19 protein-coding genes are annotated in these 18,407 nt (G+C 57.8%); 4 read left to right on the plus strand and 15 right to left on the minus strand.

Annotated elements, in window-relative coordinates:
- Positions 1-82 precede the first annotated feature (82 nt).
- From ACXWTF_RS09265 to ACXWTF_RS09320, 12 genes are all read right to left on the minus strand, one after another.
- Entirely contained in the window at positions 83-1,831 is a 1,749-nt protein-coding gene (locus tag ACXWTF_RS09265; protein WP_461714729.1) for a glutamate synthase-related protein, read from the minus strand.
- Positions 1,832-2,269, minus strand: a complete 438-nt coding sequence (locus tag ACXWTF_RS09270) for a DoxX family protein (protein WP_461714730.1) — start codon at positions 2,267-2,269, stop codon at positions 1,832-1,834.
- A 137-nt stretch (positions 2,270-2,406) separates the two neighbouring features.
- Positions 2,407-2,757, minus strand: coding sequence for a 50S ribosomal protein L17 (gene rplQ / locus ACXWTF_RS09275; RefSeq protein ID WP_416768616.1), 351 nt, complete (start codon positions 2,755-2,757; stop codon positions 2,407-2,409).
- A gap of 9 nt (positions 2,758-2,766) precedes the next feature.
- Positions 2,767-3,759 carry a DNA-directed RNA polymerase subunit alpha gene (locus ACXWTF_RS09280; protein WP_461714731.1) on the minus strand — a complete coding sequence of 331 codons (993 nt, stop codon included), beginning with the start codon at positions 3,757-3,759 and terminating at the stop codon, positions 2,767-2,769.
- A gap of 21 nt (positions 3,760-3,780) precedes the next feature.
- Complete coding sequence (gene rpsD / locus ACXWTF_RS09285; RefSeq protein WP_461714732.1) at positions 3,781-4,407, minus strand: 30S ribosomal protein S4; 627 nt, start codon at positions 4,405-4,407, stop codon at positions 3,781-3,783.
- 11 nt (positions 4,408-4,418) lie between these two features.
- A complete protein-coding gene (gene rpsK, locus ACXWTF_RS09290) occupies positions 4,419-4,811 on the minus strand; it encodes a 30S ribosomal protein S11 (RefSeq protein WP_231019312.1) in 393 nt (130 codons plus the stop codon).
- An 11-nt stretch (positions 4,812-4,822) separates the two neighbouring features.
- The gene (rpsM, locus tag ACXWTF_RS09295) at positions 4,823-5,185 is read right to left on the minus strand and encodes a 30S ribosomal protein S13 (protein WP_231019313.1); all 363 of its coding nucleotides are present in this window, start codon (positions 5,183-5,185) and stop codon (positions 4,823-4,825) included.
- 2 nt (positions 5,186-5,187) lie between these two features.
- On the minus strand, positions 5,188-5,301 hold the full coding sequence (rpmJ, locus tag ACXWTF_RS09300; protein ID WP_231019314.1) for a 50S ribosomal protein L36: 114 nt from the start codon (positions 5,299-5,301) through the stop codon (positions 5,188-5,190).
- Between the two features lie 281 nt (positions 5,302-5,582).
- Positions 5,583-6,659 carry an RDD family protein gene (locus ACXWTF_RS09305; RefSeq protein WP_461714733.1) on the minus strand — a complete coding sequence of 359 codons (1,077 nt, stop codon included), beginning with the start codon at positions 6,657-6,659 and terminating at the stop codon, positions 5,583-5,585.
- Between the two features lie 150 nt (positions 6,660-6,809).
- Positions 6,810-8,018, minus strand: coding sequence for a BspA family leucine-rich repeat surface protein (locus tag ACXWTF_RS09310; RefSeq protein ID WP_461714734.1), 1,209 nt, complete (start codon positions 8,016-8,018; stop codon positions 6,810-6,812).
- 237 nt (positions 8,019-8,255) lie between these two features.
- The gene (locus ACXWTF_RS09315) at positions 8,256-9,962 is read right to left on the minus strand and encodes a multiheme c-type cytochrome (RefSeq protein WP_461714735.1); all 1,707 of its coding nucleotides are present in this window, start codon (positions 9,960-9,962) and stop codon (positions 8,256-8,258) included.
- Between the two features lie 142 nt (positions 9,963-10,104).
- The gene (locus tag ACXWTF_RS09320; protein ID WP_461714736.1) at positions 10,105-11,823 is read right to left on the minus strand and encodes a hypothetical protein; all 1,719 of its coding nucleotides are present in this window, start codon (positions 11,821-11,823) and stop codon (positions 10,105-10,107) included.
- Between the two features lie 134 nt (positions 11,824-11,957).
- On the opposite strand from ACXWTF_RS09320, the gene ACXWTF_RS09325 reads away from it, so the two are divergent.
- Complete coding sequence (locus tag ACXWTF_RS09325; protein ID WP_461714737.1) at positions 11,958-12,620, plus strand: response regulator transcription factor; 663 nt, start codon at positions 11,958-11,960, stop codon at positions 12,618-12,620.
- 68 nt (positions 12,621-12,688) lie between these two features.
- On the opposite strand, the gene ACXWTF_RS09330 is transcribed toward ACXWTF_RS09325, so the two are convergent.
- Genes ACXWTF_RS09330 through ACXWTF_RS09340 form a run of 3 tightly spaced genes read right to left on the minus strand, consistent with a single transcriptional unit; the run spans position 12,689 to position 16,156 of the window.
- Positions 12,689-14,719, minus strand: coding sequence for an ATP-binding protein (locus ACXWTF_RS09330; RefSeq protein WP_461714738.1), 2,031 nt, complete (start codon positions 14,717-14,719; stop codon positions 12,689-12,691).
- Positions 14,716-15,135: a hypothetical protein gene (locus ACXWTF_RS09335; protein WP_461714739.1), complete on the minus strand. Its 420-nt coding sequence runs from the start codon at positions 15,133-15,135 to the stop codon at positions 14,716-14,718. Before ACXWTF_RS09335 ends, ACXWTF_RS09330 begins: the two co-directional genes overlap by 4 nt.
- Before the next feature lie 10 nt (positions 15,136-15,145).
- Positions 15,146-16,156, minus strand: a complete 1,011-nt coding sequence (locus ACXWTF_RS09340; RefSeq protein ID WP_461714740.1) for a hypothetical protein — start codon at positions 16,154-16,156, stop codon at positions 15,146-15,148.
- 56 nt (positions 16,157-16,212) lie between these two features.
- On the opposite strand from ACXWTF_RS09340, the gene ACXWTF_RS09345 reads away from it, so the two are divergent.
- From ACXWTF_RS09345 to amrS, 3 genes are all read left to right on the plus strand, one after another.
- The gene (locus ACXWTF_RS09345) at positions 16,213-17,067 is read left to right on the plus strand and encodes a CvfB family protein (protein ID WP_461714741.1); all 855 of its coding nucleotides are present in this window, start codon (positions 16,213-16,215) and stop codon (positions 17,065-17,067) included.
- Positions 17,068-17,071: 4 nt separating this feature from the next.
- Positions 17,072-17,269 (plus strand): hypothetical protein, encoded by a 198-nt coding sequence (locus ACXWTF_RS09350; RefSeq protein ID WP_461714742.1) that lies wholly within the window; start codon positions 17,072-17,074, stop codon positions 17,267-17,269.
- A 104-nt stretch (positions 17,270-17,373) separates the two neighbouring features.
- The gene (gene amrS, locus ACXWTF_RS09355; protein WP_461714743.1) at positions 17,374-18,399 is read left to right on the plus strand and encodes an AmmeMemoRadiSam system radical SAM enzyme; all 1,026 of its coding nucleotides are present in this window, start codon (positions 17,374-17,376) and stop codon (positions 18,397-18,399) included.
- Positions 18,400-18,407: the final 8 nt, after the last annotated feature.

Here is an 18,407-nt window from a genome sequence, read left to right on the forward strand (position 1 = left end):
GCCCTGCTCCCAATTGGGAACACAGGGCAGCCCATGCTTTTCGTAACCGAAGGATGCCATAGGCCTCTTTAGCTTTTCCTGCCTATCCGGCAACGGCCGCCTCGAAATAGGCATCGACGTCACGGTTCCATCCGTTCGACCCGTCCCGCACAGCGAGCCGTGTATGGTCCAGCTCCCCCAGTGTACGGACCCCCGCTACCGCCATCAACCCCCGGATCCCTTCACACATGTGGCGGTGGTAATTGGCCACCCGGTGCGCTTTCTGCGCAATCAGGAAGGAGGCGCGTTTTTTCCGGTCCTGGGTCGCCAGTCCCACCGGGCAGTGGCGGCCGTTGGCCCCGGAACACTCCCGGGCCCGGATGCACCCCGCCGACATCATAAAAGCCCGCGCAATGCCGACGTAATCCGCCCCGAGGGCCAGCAGCAGGGTCGCATCATCCGGCGTCAGGACCTTCTCACTGGCGATGATTTTTATCTGCTCCCGGGCCCCGATCCGCTTCAGCTCCCGGTCGACGATATAGAGGGCTTTATGCAGGGTCATCCCGATGCTCATCATCATCTCCAGCGGTGCGGCACCGCTGCCCCCGTCCGCGCCGTCGACGGTGATAAAATCGGGACAGGCATCGGAGCCCGCCGCCAACCGTGCCTCGATCAACGCCGCGTACGGTGCAAAGGCGTCTGGGGAGGCCAGGACGATCTTGATTCCGACCGGCTTTTCCGACAGCCCCTTGAGCTCTCCGACAAAATCAAAGAGCTCCTCCAGAGTGTGGGCATAGGGGAAACGGTTCGGGCTGTTGATGTCTTTGAACGGTTCGATGCCCCGGTAGTAGGCGACGGCATCGGTCACCTTCTCGGCCAGTAGCTTTCCCCCCGTCTGTTTGGCCCCCTGGGCAATCTTGATCTCCGTCATCCGGCAAAAACGCATCACCTTACGGTAGCGTTCCGGATCGAAATTCCCTTCGCCGTCGCGTACCCCGTACAGCCCGCTGCCCATCTGGAAAATGATATCGGGAAGGTCCCCCGGCACCGTCTCGGGAAAGGCGTCCAGCGGTGCGCTCCAATCGATGCGGTAGCAGTTCAGGGATGCCGGATCGAACAGGTAGGTCTCCTCCGCTTTCGGTTCGAGGACCATATGGCGGTAGACGCGCTCGGCGATGGCCGGATTGAGGAGCAGGCGCATAACCCGGTAGACGCCCCGGGCGAAAAGCGTTCCCCGCTCCGCCTCCATGTAGCGGCAGTTTTTGGGATCAAAGCGGTGTGTCATCAGGAAATTCGACGTCAATCCCCCCTCCCCCGTATTGATGGGAAAGTTCCCCAGAAAAGCCCCCCAGGCAAAGGCCTTGGTCCCTTCAGGCGATATGGCACCGTCGCTCATCGCGGAACGCCCCACCACCGATGCCGCGGTAAAGGGGAAACGGACACTGCTGCCGAAGGTCACGTTGAACTGCTCCGGCACCTCCTCTTTGTTCAGGACGACATTGGCGTTTTTCAGCGTCAGGCGCGTACCGTGCAGCGGCTGCCCCGGCGAGAAGGAGGAGACGAGCCCCTTGTTCTCCGCCGCGTTATAGACCCAGCGTACCTTATCGAAGGAGTCGAAAAAGTTTTCATCCCCGAAATACTGCCGCATGGGGTCCCGCAGGGCATAGAAGACATAGCGCATCCGCCCGATCAGGGGGTAGTTGATCAGCAGCTGGTTTTCACGCTGGATATAGCGGTCGTACACATAGAGGATTACACCCAAGAGCAGCAGCACGGCGCCCGCACCCTGCAGCAGAAACGTCAGGATCGGAAAACCGTGCTCCCCCTGGATGAAATCGAGCAGCTGGTCCATCTAATTGCCTTTGAAGAGCAGGTGGTCCAGGCTGTATCTTCCCGGACCGTGGCTGAGGAAGAGGCCGAGGAAGATGAAATAGTAGAGCGGGATCTCAAATCCGCTTTTGCTGCACTCGAATCCGTTGGGTAGGTGGACCGTCAGTATCGCCGTCACCATAATGATCATCAGCGGTACCGTGATCAGGCGTGTCAAAAAGCCCAGCGCCAGCAACACTACCCCGACGACCTCGACCGATGAGACGAGGTAGGCGGTAAAGTGCGGAAGCGGGTATCCCAGTACCGCGAACCACTCCGCCGTTGCATCGATCGCTTCCCATTTGAGATGGGCGGCTTCGGTAAAGCCTGTCGCCACCGCCAGACGCGCCGCCAGAAGGAAGAGGCTCGAACCGTATTCGCCCAGGCGCGAGAATTCGCCATAGAACTTTCCGAATTGCATCACGACTCCTTATGGGTGTCATGTGACCATTGTAGCCTAATTCAAAAACGGCCCATTAACGGGATCAAAGCAAAAAAGAAAAAAATAGGGGGAAAGGTTGAAGAAGGTACGAAGGGGGAAATCCCTTCGCGATGCAGTTATACCAGTTCGATGAAAGCCATCGGTGACGCATCACCGCGGCGTGTTCTGGTTTTGATGATGCGGGTGTAACCGCCGTTGCGCTCTTTGTATTCCGGTGCAACTTCGTTCATCAGTTTTTTGACCGCTTCTTTGCTCTGCAGGGAAGCGAAGACGGCGCGGTGCGCGTTGGCGTCACCTTTGCGTGCCGTCGTGATCAGCTTCTCAACGTAAGAGCGGAGCTCTTTCGCTTTCGGCAGCGTCGTTTCGATTTTTCCGTTTTCGATCAACGCAATGCTCATGTTTTTCAGCAGGGCGGCGCGGTGTGCGCTCGTACGACCGAGCTTGCGGTATCCGTGACGATGTCTCATGACAGTTCCTTATTCAGATTCAATTTTCTTTTTCAGTACGCTGATCGTTTCGTCGCTCATCTCCTGACCGACCTGGAAGCCGGCTTCTTCGAGCTTTTCAACGATCTCGTCATACGATTTTTTGCCAAGGTTCTTGACGTTTTTAAGGTCATTCTGGCTCATCAGGACGATCTCACCGATGTATTTCAGGTCAGCGCGGTCCAGGCAGTTGAAGCTGCGTGCGGAAAGGCCGAGCTCTTCGATCGGTGCTGTCAGCTTGCCGATCTCTTCGGAAGCTTCGGCGCGTTCGATCGTTGCCGGGGACTGGATGCTGATCTCGCTGCTGAAGACCGCCATCTGCGCATGCATGACGTTCAGCGCGTTGCGGAACGCGTCCAGCGGGCTGATCTGACCGTCGGTGACGATGTTCAGGACAACCTTCTCAAAGTTCGGGTTGTCTTCGACGAGGACGTTCTGGATCGCGTAGGTCGCTTTGCGGACCGGCGTAAAGAACGCATCGAGAGCGATATAGCCCTCTTCGATTTCGTCGCGGATATCTTCGCTCGGAACGTAACCGATCCCCTGGAAGATCTTCAGCGAGAAGTTCAGCGTCGCGTCTTCGTTGAGCGTTGCGAGGAAAGCGTCCGGAGTGACGACGTCGACGTCGTCATTGATCAGGTCACTTCCTTTGATCTCGCACGGTCCGACGAAGCTGTAATCGATCGTCGCCTCTTTGGCATCGTTTTTCAGTTTGAAACGGATGCTTTTGAGGTTGATGATAAAGTCAGAAATATCTTCGAGCATACCGCGCACGGAGTCGAACTCGTGCTTGGCTCCCTCGATCTTGATCGCGATCGGCGCATAGCCTACCGAGCTGCTCAGCAGGAACCGGCGCAGCGGGTGCGCCAGTGAAACCGCGTAGCCTGTCTCGAACGGATAGGCAATGATATTCGCTTCGGTATCGCTGATCTGCTCGACGACGAACTCTTCGGGCAGAAGCGGAGCTGTTTTGATCTTTTTCATAAAGCGCCTTTCGATTAAAGATTATTTCGAGTAAAGCTCGACGATGAAACGTTCTTCCACTGGAATAACAACTTCTTCACGCTCCGGCAGGCGGGTAAAGATCCCGAACTTCTTCTCGCCGTCGACGTCGACCCACGGAGCCATACCTGTCTGGCTGGTCAGTTCGATCGCGCGGACAACTTGAACGTTGTTCTTGCTCTTTTCGCGGATTTCAACCTTCTGGCCCGGTTTGACGCGGTAAGAAGGGATATCGACACGTTTGCCGTCCACCAGGATGTGACCATGGGTAACGAACTGGCGTGCGAAACGGCGCGTAGACGCGAATCCCATGCGGTAAACAACGTTGTCAAGGCGCTGCTCGAGCAGGGTGATCAGGTTGTAACCCGTGTTACCTTCGCGGCGCTTAGCTTCGGCGAAGAGAGAACGCATCTGCTTCTCGGAAACACCGTACATAAACTTCGCTTTCTGCTTCTCGTTGAGCTGCAGACCGTACTCGGACACTTTCTTACGGCGCTGGCCGTGCTGACCCGGAGCATAAGGACGTTTGTCGAGTGCAGATTTACCTGCCAGACGACGCTCACCCTTCATGTTGAGGCTAACGCCGAATCTTCTTTCGATCTTTTCTACTGGACCTCTGTATCTTGCCATCTATAGCCCCCTTACACTCTACGACGTTTCGGCGCGCGGCAACCGTTGTGCGGCAGCGGAGTAACGTCTTTCATGAATGTGACGCGAACACCTTCGATCGCACCAACTGATTTCACTGCTGTTTCACGGCCGGAACCCGGACCCTGAACCTTGATACCGACCTCTTTGATGCCGTGTACCATTGCTTTTTCCATAGCGGCTTCAACCGCCTGCTGCGCCGCGAACGGAGTAGACTTTTTGGAACCCTTGAAACCAAGGCTACCTGCAGAACTCCATGCGATCATGTTACCCATCTCATCGGTAACGGTAACGAGCGTGTTGTTGAAAGACGCAGAAATATGCACGATACCGCGTGCAATGTTCTTCTTGACAACTTTTTTACGAGTTACTTTACGTTTAGCCATTCAATCGCTCCTTACGCTGCGCCGACAGTACGACGCTTCCCTTTGCGGGTACGTGCGTTTGTCTTCGTTTTCTGACCGCGGCAAGGGAGTCCCTTACGGTGGCGGAGACCGCGGTAGTTACCGAGGTCCATCAGGCCTTTGATGTCCATTGCGACTTGTTTGCGCAGGTCACCTTCAACCATGTATTTTTCGCGGATCTCTTTCGTGATGACCGCGACGTCGTCTTCGGAGAGCTCATAGACACGCTTGTTGTAATCGATACCTGTAGCATCGAGGATCAGGCGTGACGTGTGGAGGCCGATACCATAGATGTAGGTCAGGCCGTACTCGACGCGTTTTTTCTTAGGAAGGTCTACACCAGCAATACGTGCCATGTTTATCCTTGTCTCTGTTTATGTTTAGGGTTCTTGCAGATAACTCTGACGATCCCTTTGCGCTTGATGACTTTACAGTCATCACACATCTTCTTGACGGAAGAACGTACTTTCATTGTATGCCCTTGGTTGGTTTATATTGAAACACTCTCCCCACCCGGGGAAAAGTGGGTTCAGCCGCATTCCACCGTGCGGAAACGGCCCACGATAACCAGCGATACGCTTTACGCGTTTTAGGCGGGACTCACACCCTGCCAATACTTGCAGCTGCCTTGTCAAAAAACAGATGTAAATACTCAACGCTTTGTGTTTAAAACGGTAAAGTGGACGCGTATATTACTTAAAAAAAGCTGAATGTATTATTAAGACTGCCGGCAAATTCACCCCCCGGGGAGGCTTACTGTTCCCTGCCGTAGCGTAAGGCCCTTTGCAGTGCGCGGTCATTTTTTGCCAGTGTCTGGATAGAGACCCCGTTATTGTCTTTTGCCCGTGTATCCGCCCCTTTGAAGACCAGCACCTTGACCATCTCTACATGCCGCTGCTGCACGGCACAGAAAAGCGGTGTCCGCCCTTCGTCGTCCCTGGCGTTGATATCTGCTCCCCTCACGATAAGGCGCACGGCTTTAAAGTCGTCATCTTCTGTCCCCTTGACCAGGGCAAAGAGCTGCTCGGTCGCAGTATGATCGTTTGGCGTTGACGCCCCTGCCTGAGGCTGCTGCATCTCTTCATGGTCGTCTGCACCGTCGGACGCGCTAAATGACCACGACCAGCTTCCCTCCTGGGATGCTCCGCTACTGTGATAGGTCATTTCATACGATTCGGACACCTCCTCACCTTTGGCATTATAGGTAACGTGATGCGAGTCTTTGCCCGCCATGCCTCCTTGGAACATCATGGGCCGGGTCCCCTCCGGCATACCCATCTGCGCTTCTGCGGATTCCATGAAGTCGTCGATCACGTCATTGACGAGGTAAGTGCCGATCACAGCAGGAAAGAGAAAACTGATCAGCAGTATCAGCGGTGCCAATCTCCTACTCCATCGGTATTTCCCCGGATTAGTCGGGTCCATATCCGTGACCAGTGATCCTACCGCCATATCATGGAGCATGCGTTTTTTCGACGAGAAGAAGATGACAAATACGGGAAGGATAAATATAACGGTGATGCTGAAGACAATATAGCGTGCAAACGCTCTCAGCAGGGAAATACGACCACCGCTATCTGCATCGACAACCCTGACCCCGATGGCCATTTTTCCAAGCGTCCCCTGGAAGGACGAAGCATCCATCAACGTGAAGTAGAGTAAAGAGGAGAGCACAAAAAGAGCGAAAACCAGTTCTTGTAATGCAACCGGTTCCAAACCGAGTAGTGACGCCGCGACGATGATCAATGCCAAGAGCACATTCAGAACAATGCCATCGATCCACTGCGCGACAAAACGGTACCATGCCGAGGCATAGAGCACTCCTTCCATCCAACCCTCCGGAAAGTAAATGGAATTATTCTATCCTCAACGTACTTAAATCTATTTAGTGCTCTATCCTGATATTTTTTGTTCATTATAAATATATAAAATATCGACTGTGCATACTGTACAGCAGTACGGCATATAACCTCCTGCAGGTTAGGGCCAAACCGGTTCGGTATTTCCCGTACCCCAGCCGGCACTGAACAGATAGTAGTCCGTCACGTTTGCCACGTCCCATCCGCTCAGGTCATGATTCGTAAAGCCCACTGCATTGTTGAACATCATATCCATATTGGTGACACTGCCCGTGTTCCACTCGTCAATATAGCTGTTGAAGGCATATGCATTTCTGAACATCTGGCTCATATTGGTAACATTGCCGACATTCCACAGACCGATAAAACGGTTGAATGAAGTCGCCCCGGAAAACATGCTCTGCATATCCGTCACGCTGCTGACATCCCAGAAACCGATATCTTTGTTAAACGCGTTCGCCACAAAGAACATGCTGGCCATACTCGTCACGCTGCTGACATCCCAGCCGCCGATGGGCTGATTGAACGACTGTGCCGCATAAAACATACCAATCATACTCGTCACACTGCTAACGTTCCAGTCTCTGATATCCTGATTGAAGGAGGTCGCATAGAGGAACATACTGCCCATATCCGTCACGCTGCTGACGTCCCAGCCGCCGATGGGTTGGTTAAACTCGTCCGCGTACCAGAACATATTGCTCATATCCGTCACGCTGCTGACGTCCCATGCACTGATATCCTGATTGAATGCGCCGGCATACCAGAACAGGCCGTGCATGTCCGTCACCGTACTGACGTTCCAATCCCCGATATCCGAATTGAAGGCCGTCGCCCTCATAAACATCCGGTTCATATCCTGAACCTGTGAGAGGTCCGGCCTGTCCGCCGCTTCGAATTGAAGATGGGAGCACCCTTCAAAAGCGCTGGCCATCGAACGCCATTGCCCCGTGCCCCATTGCTGGACACTGAGCAGCTTGTCCCTGTCGCCTACACCATTGAAATAGATCCGCGGGAACGCGCCGGTAATGGAAACGGTGTAATTCCCCTCCGCCGGGTAGGTACAGATATAATCCCCCGTGACATTGACATCTTCAACGACACCGTCGCTGTCACAGTCGACGCTGTAGTCGTATCCCGTTCCCGTCGTCGGGATCCGGAACTCCGTGCTGCTCGTCGTGCCGGGGTTATCCGTTTTAACGGTCATCATAAATGCATCGGTATTGTCACCCGTACCGCCTCCGGAGGATCCGCCGCCGCATCCGGCCAGCAGTGTCATCACCGTTGCCGTCGCCAATATTACATAGGTTTCGCGCTTCATAAATTTCATGACAGTCTCCTTTTTTAAAGAGTACTTATAAATATCATAATTATTCATTAAATATGTCTCTGAAAACGACGGAAACGTATCCCTGTGGCGGCGGTCCGACACCTTGTCGCCTGCCGATTGGATAACATCCCGGGTGTCATAGCTGTCATGCACAGCGTTGGAACGTTGTGAAACCAGGCATAGTGGAACGTGGCGTATTGCAGAAAGGAGGGTGCCGCAGGGGCACCCCTCGGAAGATCAATCTCCTCCGGGACCGTTGTGACAGTCGTAGCAGCTGACCGCGTGACCGGCGGCGAAGGTTTTCGTCCCACCCTCGGTACTGAAGCTGCGCGCCGAGAAGGTCTTTGAGAGGAAGGTACCGCGATAATCGCTGCCGTGGCAGGCAGCACATTGGGCAAGGTTTCCACTGGCGGCGTTCTCGTGTGCCCCTACCCAAGACTGTCCGACGCTGTGCATTCCGTGCGGCCCGCCGCTGGTCGTTGTCGGCACCGTATCATGGCAGGCCGTACATTCGGCAATCGTCCCCGCATGCCCCTGTACGGCAATACTCTGGAGGTTGTCCTCCGTATGCGAGCTCGGGTAGATGGCGTGGGTTGAACCGTGGCAGGCCGAACACTGCATCTCGCCGTGCCCCGTGCTGAAACGGTAGAGGCTCACGCCGGACATCGGCGTATCGGCATTAGTCGCGAAACGGCTGTCGAGCGCTTCGCGCAATGTCCCCGTCTGCATATCCGTGACGGCCGTTTCATAGCGCATACCGTTCTGGTGGCAGGCCTGGCAGTTGGGCTCTTCCAGCCAACCGACCCGACCATGCTGCCCGACGGCGTTCATACTGCCGTGACAGCTCTGGCACTGGATACTGCTGATCTTGCCCATCGCCCCGCGCAGACACTTCGTCGTCGCCCCCGGGTGGCAGCGGTAGCAGGCATCGCGGTTCGTCGAGCTGTTCAGCGGCTGGCCGTTCACCGGGTCATCAACCTCGGCATGCAGGGAGTGCAGTGCCTCGGTCAGCGGTTTCGTCCCGCTCACACCCGACGTCCCCAGCGCATTGGTGCTGTGGCAGGTGGCGCAGAGCACCGGGTTGCCGTTCTTGGCCGTCGTATAGAGACCGGCATCGTTATACGCCATATAGCCTGCGGCCTGCAGCTCCGCCTGGTGCGCGCTCACCGCCGTCGGATGCTCCTCGTCGTGCAGCCGCAGAATATTCCATTTGAAATCCTTTTCCGGATCAGCGTCGTTCTCCCATCCGGATGAAGGCATCGCCTCGCTATAGCCGCTGGTCGAACCGTGGCAGGCGCGGCAGTCCATCTCGTCGCTGACCGGCAGCACGACCCTTGTCGTCGCCAGCACCTTTCCCGATCCGTCCTTGGCAACTACATCCACCATAGGGTAGTAGTTCTTGCTGCCGTCATCGTTGTACGGCGTAATCGGCAGCCCCGTCGCTTCCCACCACTTTTCCCCTGCATTGTACTGCAGTGAATGCCCGGTCATCTCCGGCGTATGGTTGCCCGTCAGGCCAACGTCCGGGGCAGGTTTCGCAAGAAAGAGCGTGCCCACGTAGTCCCAGAAGTTCGTCTTGAGATTGTGACGGTCGTCGTAGACGCTCGTCGTATTGTATTTCCCGTCCAGTGACGGTGCCGATGTATAGCTAATAGTGACCCCGGATGTCACGTGCTTTTCGCCGCCGTCGGCTTTCATAATCAACTGCGCATTGAGCGTATTGTAGGGCGGCAGGATCGAAAAGACCGAAAAGTCCTTCCCGTCCATGCAGTGCATCCCCAAGTCGTTCCAGGCCAGTAATGTATAAGAAGCCGTGCTCGTACCGCCGCTTCCACCTCTTCCTTTTTTGCCTCTGTTGCCATCGCTTTTCGCGTTGGCCCCCGTTGCCATAGCACAGGCCAAAGCCACGCACACGACAGCGGCAAGTACTCTTTTGCCTTTCATACCGTACTCCTTATACGAACGTGAAGACTATTATGAAAAAAAGTTATGAAGATTAAATGAAGATTTTCTCAAAAAGGCGTGGCCGGATCGGTTTAGTATATGAGAGGAGACCGACCCGGGCGGCACCTCTCTGAATGAAAGATCAATCCCCTCCGGGACCGTTGTGGCAGTCGTAGCAGCTGACCGCGTGGCCGGCGGCGAAGGTTTTCGTACCCCACTCGGTACTGAAGCTGCGCGCCGAGAAGGTTTTCGAGAGGAAGGTACCACGGTAGTCACCTCCGTGGCAGGCCGTACAGCCGGTCCGGCTGCTTTCGGCGACATCACCATGTGCACCGACCCAATACTGCCCGACGCTGTGCATGCCGTGCGGACCCCCGGTGCTTGTCCGCGGCACCGTGTCATGACAGGCGAGACACTCGGAGACGGTTCCCGCATGCCCCTGCACCGCGATACTCTGAAGGTTGTCCTCCGCATGGGAGCTCGGGTAGATGGCATGGGTCGAACCGTGGCAGGCCGAGCACTGCATATCGCCGTGCCCCGCGCTGAAACGGTAGAGGCTGACGCCCGATGCCGGTGTGTTCGGGTTCGTCGCGAACCGGCTGTCGACGGCGTCGCGCAGCGTCCCCGTCTGCATATCCGTCACCGCCGTCTCGTAGCGCTTCCCGTCCTGGTGGCACGCTTGGCAGTTGGGCTCTTCGAGCCAGCCGTTGCGTCCATGCTGCCCGACGGCACTCATGCTTCCGTGGCAGCTCTGGCACTGGATGGTGCCGACCTTGCCCATTGCCCCGCGCAGACACTTCGTTGCCGCCCCCGGGTGGCAACGGTAACAGGCGTCACGGTTCGTCGAACTGTTCAGCGTCTCCCCGTTCGTCGGGTCCGTCACCTCGGCATGCAGGGAGTGCAGTGCCTCGGTCAGCGGTGTCGTGCCGCTCACCCCGGTTGTCCCCAGGGCATTGGTACTGTGGCAGGTGGCGCAGAGGACCGGGTTTCCGCTTTTGGCCGTCGTATAGAGCCCGGCGTCATCGTAACCGTTGTATCCCAGTGCCTGCAGCTCCGCCTGGTGGGCGCTCACCGCCGACGGATGCTCGTCGTCATGCAGGCGGAGGATGTTCCATTTATAATCCTTCTCCGGGTCGGCATCGTTTTCCCAGCCACCCGCCGGCATGGCGTCCGTGTATCCGCTCGTCGAACCGTGGCAGGCGCGGCAGTCCATCTCGTCACTGACCGGCAGGACGACCGTCGTCGTCGCCAGGGTGTTCCCCGATCCGTCTTTCGCCGTGACATTCACCATCGGATAGTAGTTCTTGCTGCCGTCGTCGTTATAGGGCGTAATCGGCACTCCCGTCGCCTCCCACCACTGCTCCGCCGCATTGTAACTCAATGTATGTTCGGTCAGTTCCGGCGTATGGTTGCCCGTCAGGCCCATGTCCGGTGCCGGTGTCGTGTTGAACAGCGCCCCCACGTAGTCCCAGAAATTCGTCTTGAGGTCGTTGCTGTCGGTATAAATGCTCGTCGTGTTGTACTTTCCGTCCAGCGAAACCGCCGCGCTGTACGTGATCGTCACACCGCCGGTGACATGTTTATCGGAAGTCCCGGCGCGTTTGAGCAGCTGGGCATTCAGGTTGTTATAGGGCGGCAGGATGGAAAAGACCGAGTAGTCATTCCCGTCCATGCAGTGCATCCCCAGGTCGTTCCACGCCAGGAGCGTGTAGTCGCCCGTAGTGCCCTCCCAGGTCGTTCCCCCGCTGCTGACGCTGTCCTCGCTCTCACTCTCGTCCGACGTCGACGCCATCTGGCACCCTCCCAGCCACAGGGCCGCAAGTCCGACCATCAGAAGCTTTCGCCACAGTTGCGTTTTCATCTTCATCTCCTCGTGTAGCCGGGGAATTCCCCAATCACTTTTCTACATTGGCAGTATGGAACAACTGTATGAAGATTTGATGAAGGGTTGCCAACCCCTAGTATAATAATGGATAGATTTCAAAAGGAGGCGAAGTGGATATCCTGATCGTCGAAGACGAAACCGTCGTGGCACGGCAGCTTGAAGAGACCCTGCACCAGGAGGCGTACAAAACCGTTGCCGTCGGCAGCGTCGCCGCAGCCAGACACGCCATGCAGGAGCAGAACTTCGACCTCATCCTCCTGGACTGGAACCTCCCCGACGGCGACGGCATCACGCTGCTGCACGACTGGCGGGAGCAGAAAATCCCTATTCCCGTCCTCGTGCTTTCAGCCAATATCGCCGTCGACGACCGGGTCCATGCCCTCAATACCGGTGCCGACGACTACCTGTGCAAACCCCACTCGAGCATCGAACTCCTTGCCCGGGTCCGGGCGCTCCTGCGCCGGGACGCGCCGCTGAAAAGCTCCAAACTGAGTGCCGACGATGTCGTCGTCGATATCATCGCCAGGGAGGTAGGTGTCGCCGGCCGCCCCGTCAAGCTCAGCCTGGCCGAGTTCGACCTGCTGACACTGCTGATGCAGCACCAGGGCATCGTCCTCACCCGTTTCCAGCTCAACGAACATATCAGCAAGGATTTCGACCGGATCTCGGTCAGCAACCTCATCGATGTGCATATCCGCAATATCCGCAAGAAACTCGGCCGCCCGGAACTGATCCAGACCGTCCGTGGCGTCGGCTATACCATTAAAACGTAACGGCATCCGGGCAGCACAAGGGGGCCGCCCGTGCAGCGATGGTTCCAAAATGGGCCGGAGGTTGTACGCTACAGCGTCGTGAAGCAGAGCCGCGCCGTGCTGCCTTTGCCCGGTCCGTCGCTGGCAAGCTTGAGCTCCGCGCCGATGTGCTGGGCATAACGCCGGCTCAGTGCCAGCCCCAGACCGCTGCCGCGTCCGCGCCCCTCTTCACCCTGTACAAAGGGCTCGAAAATGTGCTGCAGGGTCTGCTGCGTCATCCCCTGCCCCGTGTCGCTCACCTGGAGGCAGAGAACCGACTCTGTGGTATCGAACCGGCACGAAACGCTGCCGCTGTCGGTGAACTTCACGGCATTGGAAAGCAGGTTCAGGATGATCTGCCGCAGGAAACGGCGGTCGGCAACCACCGTCGCCTCCGGCACGGACTCCGGCAGCAGGAGCGCCACCCCTTTTTGCTCCGCGAGGGGGGCGAGCAGCCCCCCGACCTCTTCGAACATGTCGCTGATCTCCGACGTCTGGAGGGTTTCCAGCTCCGGTTCGTATTTTCCGGCATCAAGCCGTGCCAGGTCCAGCAGGTCGTTCACCATCCCCAGCAGCTGCTGGGCCGCGTGTTCTATTCCGCCGATGCGCTCCAGCGCGCCCGCTTCCAGTTTCCCGTAGCCGACCAGAAACTGGGTCTGGGACAAGATGGCATGCAAGGGGGTGCGCAGGTCGTGGGAGAGGTGGGAGATAAACGCCGTTTTGGCCGCCGAATCCCGGCGCAACCGGTTGTAGGCACGGATCTGCCCGATCCGTGCCGCGATCATCGAGGCGACGGCACGGAAAAACGCCTGTTCCTCCTCCGCCAGCCCTTTGGGCAGGATAAGCGACCCGTAGTATTTGAGCGTTTCATGTTCGAAGTCGTACACGAAGAGCGTGGGCATCGCTTTTGACGCCCCGGTACGGGCAAACCGCACATTGTACTCGGGGGCAAGCGTCTTCAGTTCGGTCAGGGCCGTTTTCAGACAGGCGCTCTCCTCCTCCGTCTCCATCAGGCGGTGGAAAAGGGCGATCATCTGCGTCAGACGCTGCAGGCGGAAAACGTTCTCCCGTTCCAGCGCTTCGAAGGCGCGGCGGATATCCTCCGCCATCGCGTTGAACGCCTGTGCCAGCTGCCCGATCTCGTCCGTACGGCCGCTCTCCACCGGCAGGCCGTATTCGCGGGTCCGCACCATATCCGATGCCTGCCGCTGCAAGACGCCGAGCGGTGCAACAATGCGCCGGGAGAACCAGAAAGCCGCTGCGGCGATCACCCCGACCCCAAAAAGCAGCATCAGACTCAAAAGACGGTTCAGGTCATTGATCAGCGAGCGCTGAAGCGCCCGGTCCAGATGGTAGACCACGTACCAGCCCGCCAGTTGCGGTGCCAGCGAGCGGTAGAGCCAGAGCGTCCGCTTCTGCTCCACCACCCCCCCGGGCCCGTCAAGGAAAAAGGGCGGCACCGCGCCCCCGATGCTGTCGCCCGTCTCGGGATTAATAAAGAGGCTCGACGCCGGGGCACCTTCAAGGTTGAACCGCTGCAGGTTCGCCGCCTTGTACTCCAGCACCAGATAGCCGATCACCCGCTCCGCCCCCAGCGCCGCATGCACCGGGACCTCCATCAGCAACAGGCCTGCGTCCGCCTGGACGGGCGCACTCTGCCCCACGGCCCGCTCGAAGGCGCGGTAGCGGGCGTAAGGTTTCCCGGTCAGCGCGACATCCGTCGCGGCGACGACGCGGCCGTTGAGGCCCAGCGCCAGCAGGGTGATATCAAGATCATACACCGCCTTGTAGCGCTCCAAAAGGGAGGCGACCCGGCGGTCAAGGTCGTTGATCAACAGGTCATCCATGACGACCGACCCGGCCAAAAAGTGCAGCTCCCGGTAGAGCTGGGCGATGTGATGTTCGACATCCGAGGCGACCTGCGCCATCCGCCCCTCGTGCTCTTTATAGAAATGCTCCGTATAGAGCCGCTCCTCGCTGACAAGGGTGTAGGCGAGGATCGCCGCATAGGGCACCACCCCGATCAGAAAGATCAGCAGCAGCAGCTTCGCCGCCATGTGCCGGCGGATCCAGCCGATCATTGCGACGCCCCCGCGTCATAATGCAGCACGGTAACATTGGCGTCCACCGCCATGGCGTAGGGGACGTAGCCCACGGCACCCTCCACCTGCTGCACATAGGCCAGGATCGCTTCGGCGGAACCCACGACCTTCGGCGGACGTTGGCCGAGGTAGTGGCGCCGGATCCACCACTCCCGCAGCGCCGTACGGGAGAGCCCCAGCGTCTCCCGCTCAAACTGCTGCCGCAGCGGATCGTCCGCCCCCGGCTGCAGCGGAAAGAGCCTTGTATCACCGATATAGCGGGTTTTACCGAGGTAGAGATCCCGTATCTGTGCCGTGTTGAGCGAATCGAGGGGAGAGTCGGCACGGATGACAAGGGCCCACTCCTCACCGCTCAGTATCACGGAGAGGAGCAGGAACAACACCTGTTTGACCATCGTGCCCATCCTAGAAGAGCATCGAGAACGACACGATCAGCACGTCCTCGTTCTCCCGGGTATGGAACTGGTACTCCCCTTTGAGCGCGACGGGGAAGAGGGGACGATAGGTATACCCCACCACGGCAATGCTGTCGTCGGAGTTGGCGATATAGTCCGTCGTATACTCCAGGCGCAGCACCGCATAGTGGTGTTCACGGATCAGCTGGGTCCCCTGGAGATATCCGCCCGCATTGCTACGCGTATTGTCATCATTGCGCCGGTAACCGGCCTCGGCCATGATCCGGGTCGCCGGCGTACGGTACTGGCCCGAGACATAAAAATACCCCCACGCCTCCTCTTCGACCCGCTCCTCGTAGCGCCCGGCGTTCACGCCGCACGACCAGGCGCCCCGTTCGCCGGTCACACCGATCCCGCTCTGGCGCTCGATATCGAAATTGTTATAGAGGTTGTCGCCATTGAACGCCGCATCGAGGTCCTGCGTGATCTGCATCAGGACATTGACGCTGACGGCCCCCGTCGTGATCCTCGCATCGATGCCCGTGGTAAAACGGGGGAAGACCTGCTCGGTAATACGGGGGCTCGAGGTCGTATCGCGCAGCACATTGATCGGCATCCGGTTCCAGTACCCGACCGGTGTATTGAACTTACCCAACGTCACCTGCAGCCGTTCGGAAGGTTCATACTGCACGTAAACGCGCTCCGCGTGGGGCGTGCCGTCGATATCGGTCTGGGCGCCGTAGCCGTAACGCTTCCGGTACAGGTCACCCCATTCGACCTCCGCCAGACCGCTCCACGCCCCCTTGGAACCATAGAGCATCACGGCCAGATCATCGAGACTGATCTCGCTTGATCCTTTGAAGTTGTTCCAGTAGTCCAGAGAGAAGTACCCGCCGACGTAGAGCGGGGTTTTGCCGATCTGCACCCCTTCGCCGAGACGGTACTCTTCCGCTGCCGCCCCCGACAGTGTCATTAGTGCCAGCAGCCCCGCGGCCCAAACCCGTCCCATCATCTTCATCATGCCCCATTATACAATGACTCCTCCCAACAACGGAGGCTTTGGGCTATAATGTCGGTATGAATAGTACCCTCACCCCTACCCTTGATTTCGGCCGCATCAACACACTCCGGATCGACCGCTTCGCCGTGCCCGGCGCCTACCTGATGGCGAAGGACGGCAGCGACGTCCTGCTGCCCAACCAGTACGTGACCGATGAGATGGTCATAGACGATCTTCTCGAGGTCTTCGTCTATACCGACTCCGAGGACCGCCCCGTCGCGACCACAGACCGCCCGACGGCGATGCGCGACGAATTCGGCTTCTTTGAAGTCGTTGACGTCGCCAAATTCGGCGCCTTCGTCGACTGGGGGCTGCCCAAGGACCTGCTGGTACCGAAGAACCGTCAGAAAACACCCTTTAAAGTCGGGGAGAAGCGCTTTTTGCGGGTCGTCAAAGATGAGCAGTCTGAACGCCTGGTCGGGGTGGAACGCATCAGCAAATACCTTTCGCATTCGCCCCACGGGTACCACCCCAACAAAGAGGTGAAGCTCCTCTTTATCGCCAAAACGCCCATGGGCTACAAGGTGATCGTCGACGACACCTTTGAGGGACTGGTCTACGATAACGAGATCTTCGAACCGGTCGCGGTCGGCGACAGCAGAACCGGCTACGTCAAACAGGTCCGCGCCGACGGCCACTTCGACGTCAGCCTGCAACCCGTCGGGAAAACGGCCCGTGCCGACAATGACAGAGCCAAGGTCCTCGTTCCCCTCGACGCGGCGGGCGGCATGCTCCCGTACAACTCCAAAAGCGATGCGGACCTCATCACCAAAACCTTCGGCCTGAGCAAGAAGGCCTTCAAAAGAGCACTTGTCCAGTTGCAGGAGAGCGGCGATATCGAGGTCAAAGAGACCGGGATCTACCGCAAATAGCGCGATGGCGAAGAAAAAACCGGCCGAATCCTATGCCGATGCAAAGATCGTGTTCGAACATGAGCAGGCACTTTGGCAGCTGCTGCGGCTCGACCCCAACAGCATGAACGTCGTCCTGCGCGCGCAAGACGGCGGCAAAGAGCGCACCCTCCCCTTCGCCCACCTTCCCAAAAGCGTCAAGAAAAAGATCCGCCCGCTTTAACGCCCCTCTCCTTCTTCGGTGTCCCGAATAGTGTATAATGGAATATAAGCAGTTCCTATTCAAGTGACCCGTTTTTCTCTACGATACCGTTGAAAGGAGAAAGTATGTCAGCCCCCGCATGGTTATCCAAAAAACTCGACGACGGCCGCATCCTCTGCGAGGCGTGCCATCAGCACTGCAAACTCTCGGAAGGCGAATACGGCGTCTGCGGCATCCGCAAGGTCGAAGAGGGGCAGCTGCAGCTGCTCACCTACGGCCTGGCCGCCGCCGTCAACGTCGACCCCGTCGAAAAGAAACCGATGTTCCACTTCCTGCCCGACACCAAGGCCTTCTCCTTCGGAACGGTCGGCTGCAACTTCGCGTGCAAGTTCTGTCAGAACGCGGACATCTCCCAGTACCCCAAAGAGCACGACCACAAAATCGCGGGGCAGCCGCTCAGCCCCGAACAGATCGTCGCCCTGGCCAAAGAGTACGGCTGCGATTCCGTCGCCTATACCTATAACGAGCCGGTCGTTTTCTTCGAATACACCTACGATACGGCCAAGCTCGCCCACGAGGCTGGGCTGAAGAACATCTACGTCACCAGCGGCTTCGAAACCCACAAGGCCATCGACACCCTGCTGCCCTACCTCGACGGGATGAACATCGATATCAAAGGCTACACCGAGGAGTTTTACGAAGATATCTGCGGCGCCAAACTCAAACCCGTGCTCGATACGGTGAAATACGCCCACGACAAGGGGATCTGGATCGAAGTAACGACCCTGCTTATTCCCGGCAAGAACGACAGCGACGAGGAGATCAGAAAGATCGCGCGCTTCGTGGCCGACCTGGATGTGAACATCCCCTGGCACGTCAGCGGCTTCTACCCCATGTACAAGATGCTCGACGTCCCGCCGACCCCGCCGACCACCCTGATCCGCGCCTACGAGATCGGCAAAGAGGAGGGGCTCAACTTCGTCTACATCGGCAACTACGACGATGAAGACCGCGAATCAACCTACTGCCCCAACTGCGGCTTCAAGGTTATCAACCGCAGCGGCCATATCGGCCAGTACGTGCAGAACCACCTCACCGACAAAGGCAACTGCCCGCAGTGCGGGACGCATATTCCGGGGGTGTGGGAATAAATTACATA

This window comes from Thiomicrolovo sp. ZZH C-3, from assembly GCF_054862725.1.

Bases quoted from the DNA above. Each gene is read 5' to 3' on its own strand.
- ACXWTF_RS09315 (WP_461714735.1), bottom strand. From the start codon at position 9,962: ATGAAAGGCAAAAGAGTACTTGCCGCTGTCGTGTGCGTGGCTTTGGCC.
- rpsM (WP_231019313.1), bottom strand. From the start codon at position 5,185: ATGGCACGTATTGCTGGTGTAGACCTTCCTAAGAAAAAACGCGTCGAG.
- ACXWTF_RS09330 (WP_461714738.1), bottom strand. From the start codon at position 14,719: ATGATCGGCTGGATCCGCCGGCACATGGCGGCGAAGCTGCTGCTGCTG.
- ACXWTF_RS09280 (WP_461714731.1), bottom strand. From the start codon at position 3,759: ATGAAAAAGATCAAAACAGCTCCGCTTCTGCCCGAAGAGTTCGTCGTC.
- rpsD (WP_461714732.1), bottom strand. From the start codon at position 4,407: ATGGCAAGATACAGAGGTCCAGTAGAAAAGATCGAAAGAAGATTCGGC.
- ACXWTF_RS09340 (WP_461714740.1), bottom strand. From the start codon at position 16,156: ATGATGAAGATGATGGGACGGGTTTGGGCCGCGGGGCTGCTGGCACTA.
- rpsK (WP_231019312.1), bottom strand. From the start codon at position 4,811: ATGGCTAAACGTAAAGTAACTCGTAAAAAAGTTGTCAAGAAGAACATT.
- ACXWTF_RS09270 (WP_461714730.1), bottom strand. From the start codon at position 2,269: ATGCAATTCGGAAAGTTCTATGGCGAATTCTCGCGCCTGGGCGAATAC.
- ACXWTF_RS09345 (WP_461714741.1), top strand. From the start codon at position 16,213: ATGAATAGTACCCTCACCCCTACCCTTGATTTCGGCCGCATCAACACA.
- ACXWTF_RS09350 (WP_461714742.1), top strand. From the start codon at position 17,072: ATGGCGAAGAAAAAACCGGCCGAATCCTATGCCGATGCAAAGATCGTG.
- ACXWTF_RS09320 (WP_461714736.1), bottom strand. From the start codon at position 11,823: ATGAAAACGCAACTGTGGCGAAAGCTTCTGATGGTCGGACTTGCGGCC.
- rpmJ (WP_231019314.1), bottom strand. From the start codon at position 5,301: ATGAAAGTACGTTCTTCCGTCAAGAAGATGTGTGATGACTGTAAAGTC.
- rplQ (WP_416768616.1), bottom strand. From the start codon at position 2,757: ATGAGACATCGTCACGGATACCGCAAGCTCGGTCGTACGAGCGCACAC.
- ACXWTF_RS09335 (WP_461714739.1), bottom strand. From the start codon at position 15,135: ATGGTCAAACAGGTGTTGTTCCTGCTCCTCTCCGTGATACTGAGCGGT.
- amrS (WP_461714743.1), top strand. From the start codon at position 17,374: ATGTCAGCCCCCGCATGGTTATCCAAAAAACTCGACGACGGCCGCATC.
- ACXWTF_RS09265 (WP_461714729.1), bottom strand. From the start codon at position 1,831: ATGGACCAGCTGCTCGATTTCATCCAGGGGGAGCACGGTTTTCCGATC.
- ACXWTF_RS09310 (WP_461714734.1), bottom strand. From the start codon at position 8,018: ATGAAATTTATGAAGCGCGAAACCTATGTAATATTGGCGACGGCAACG.
- ACXWTF_RS09305 (WP_461714733.1), bottom strand. From the start codon at position 6,659: ATGGAAGGAGTGCTCTATGCCTCGGCATGGTACCGTTTTGTCGCGCAG.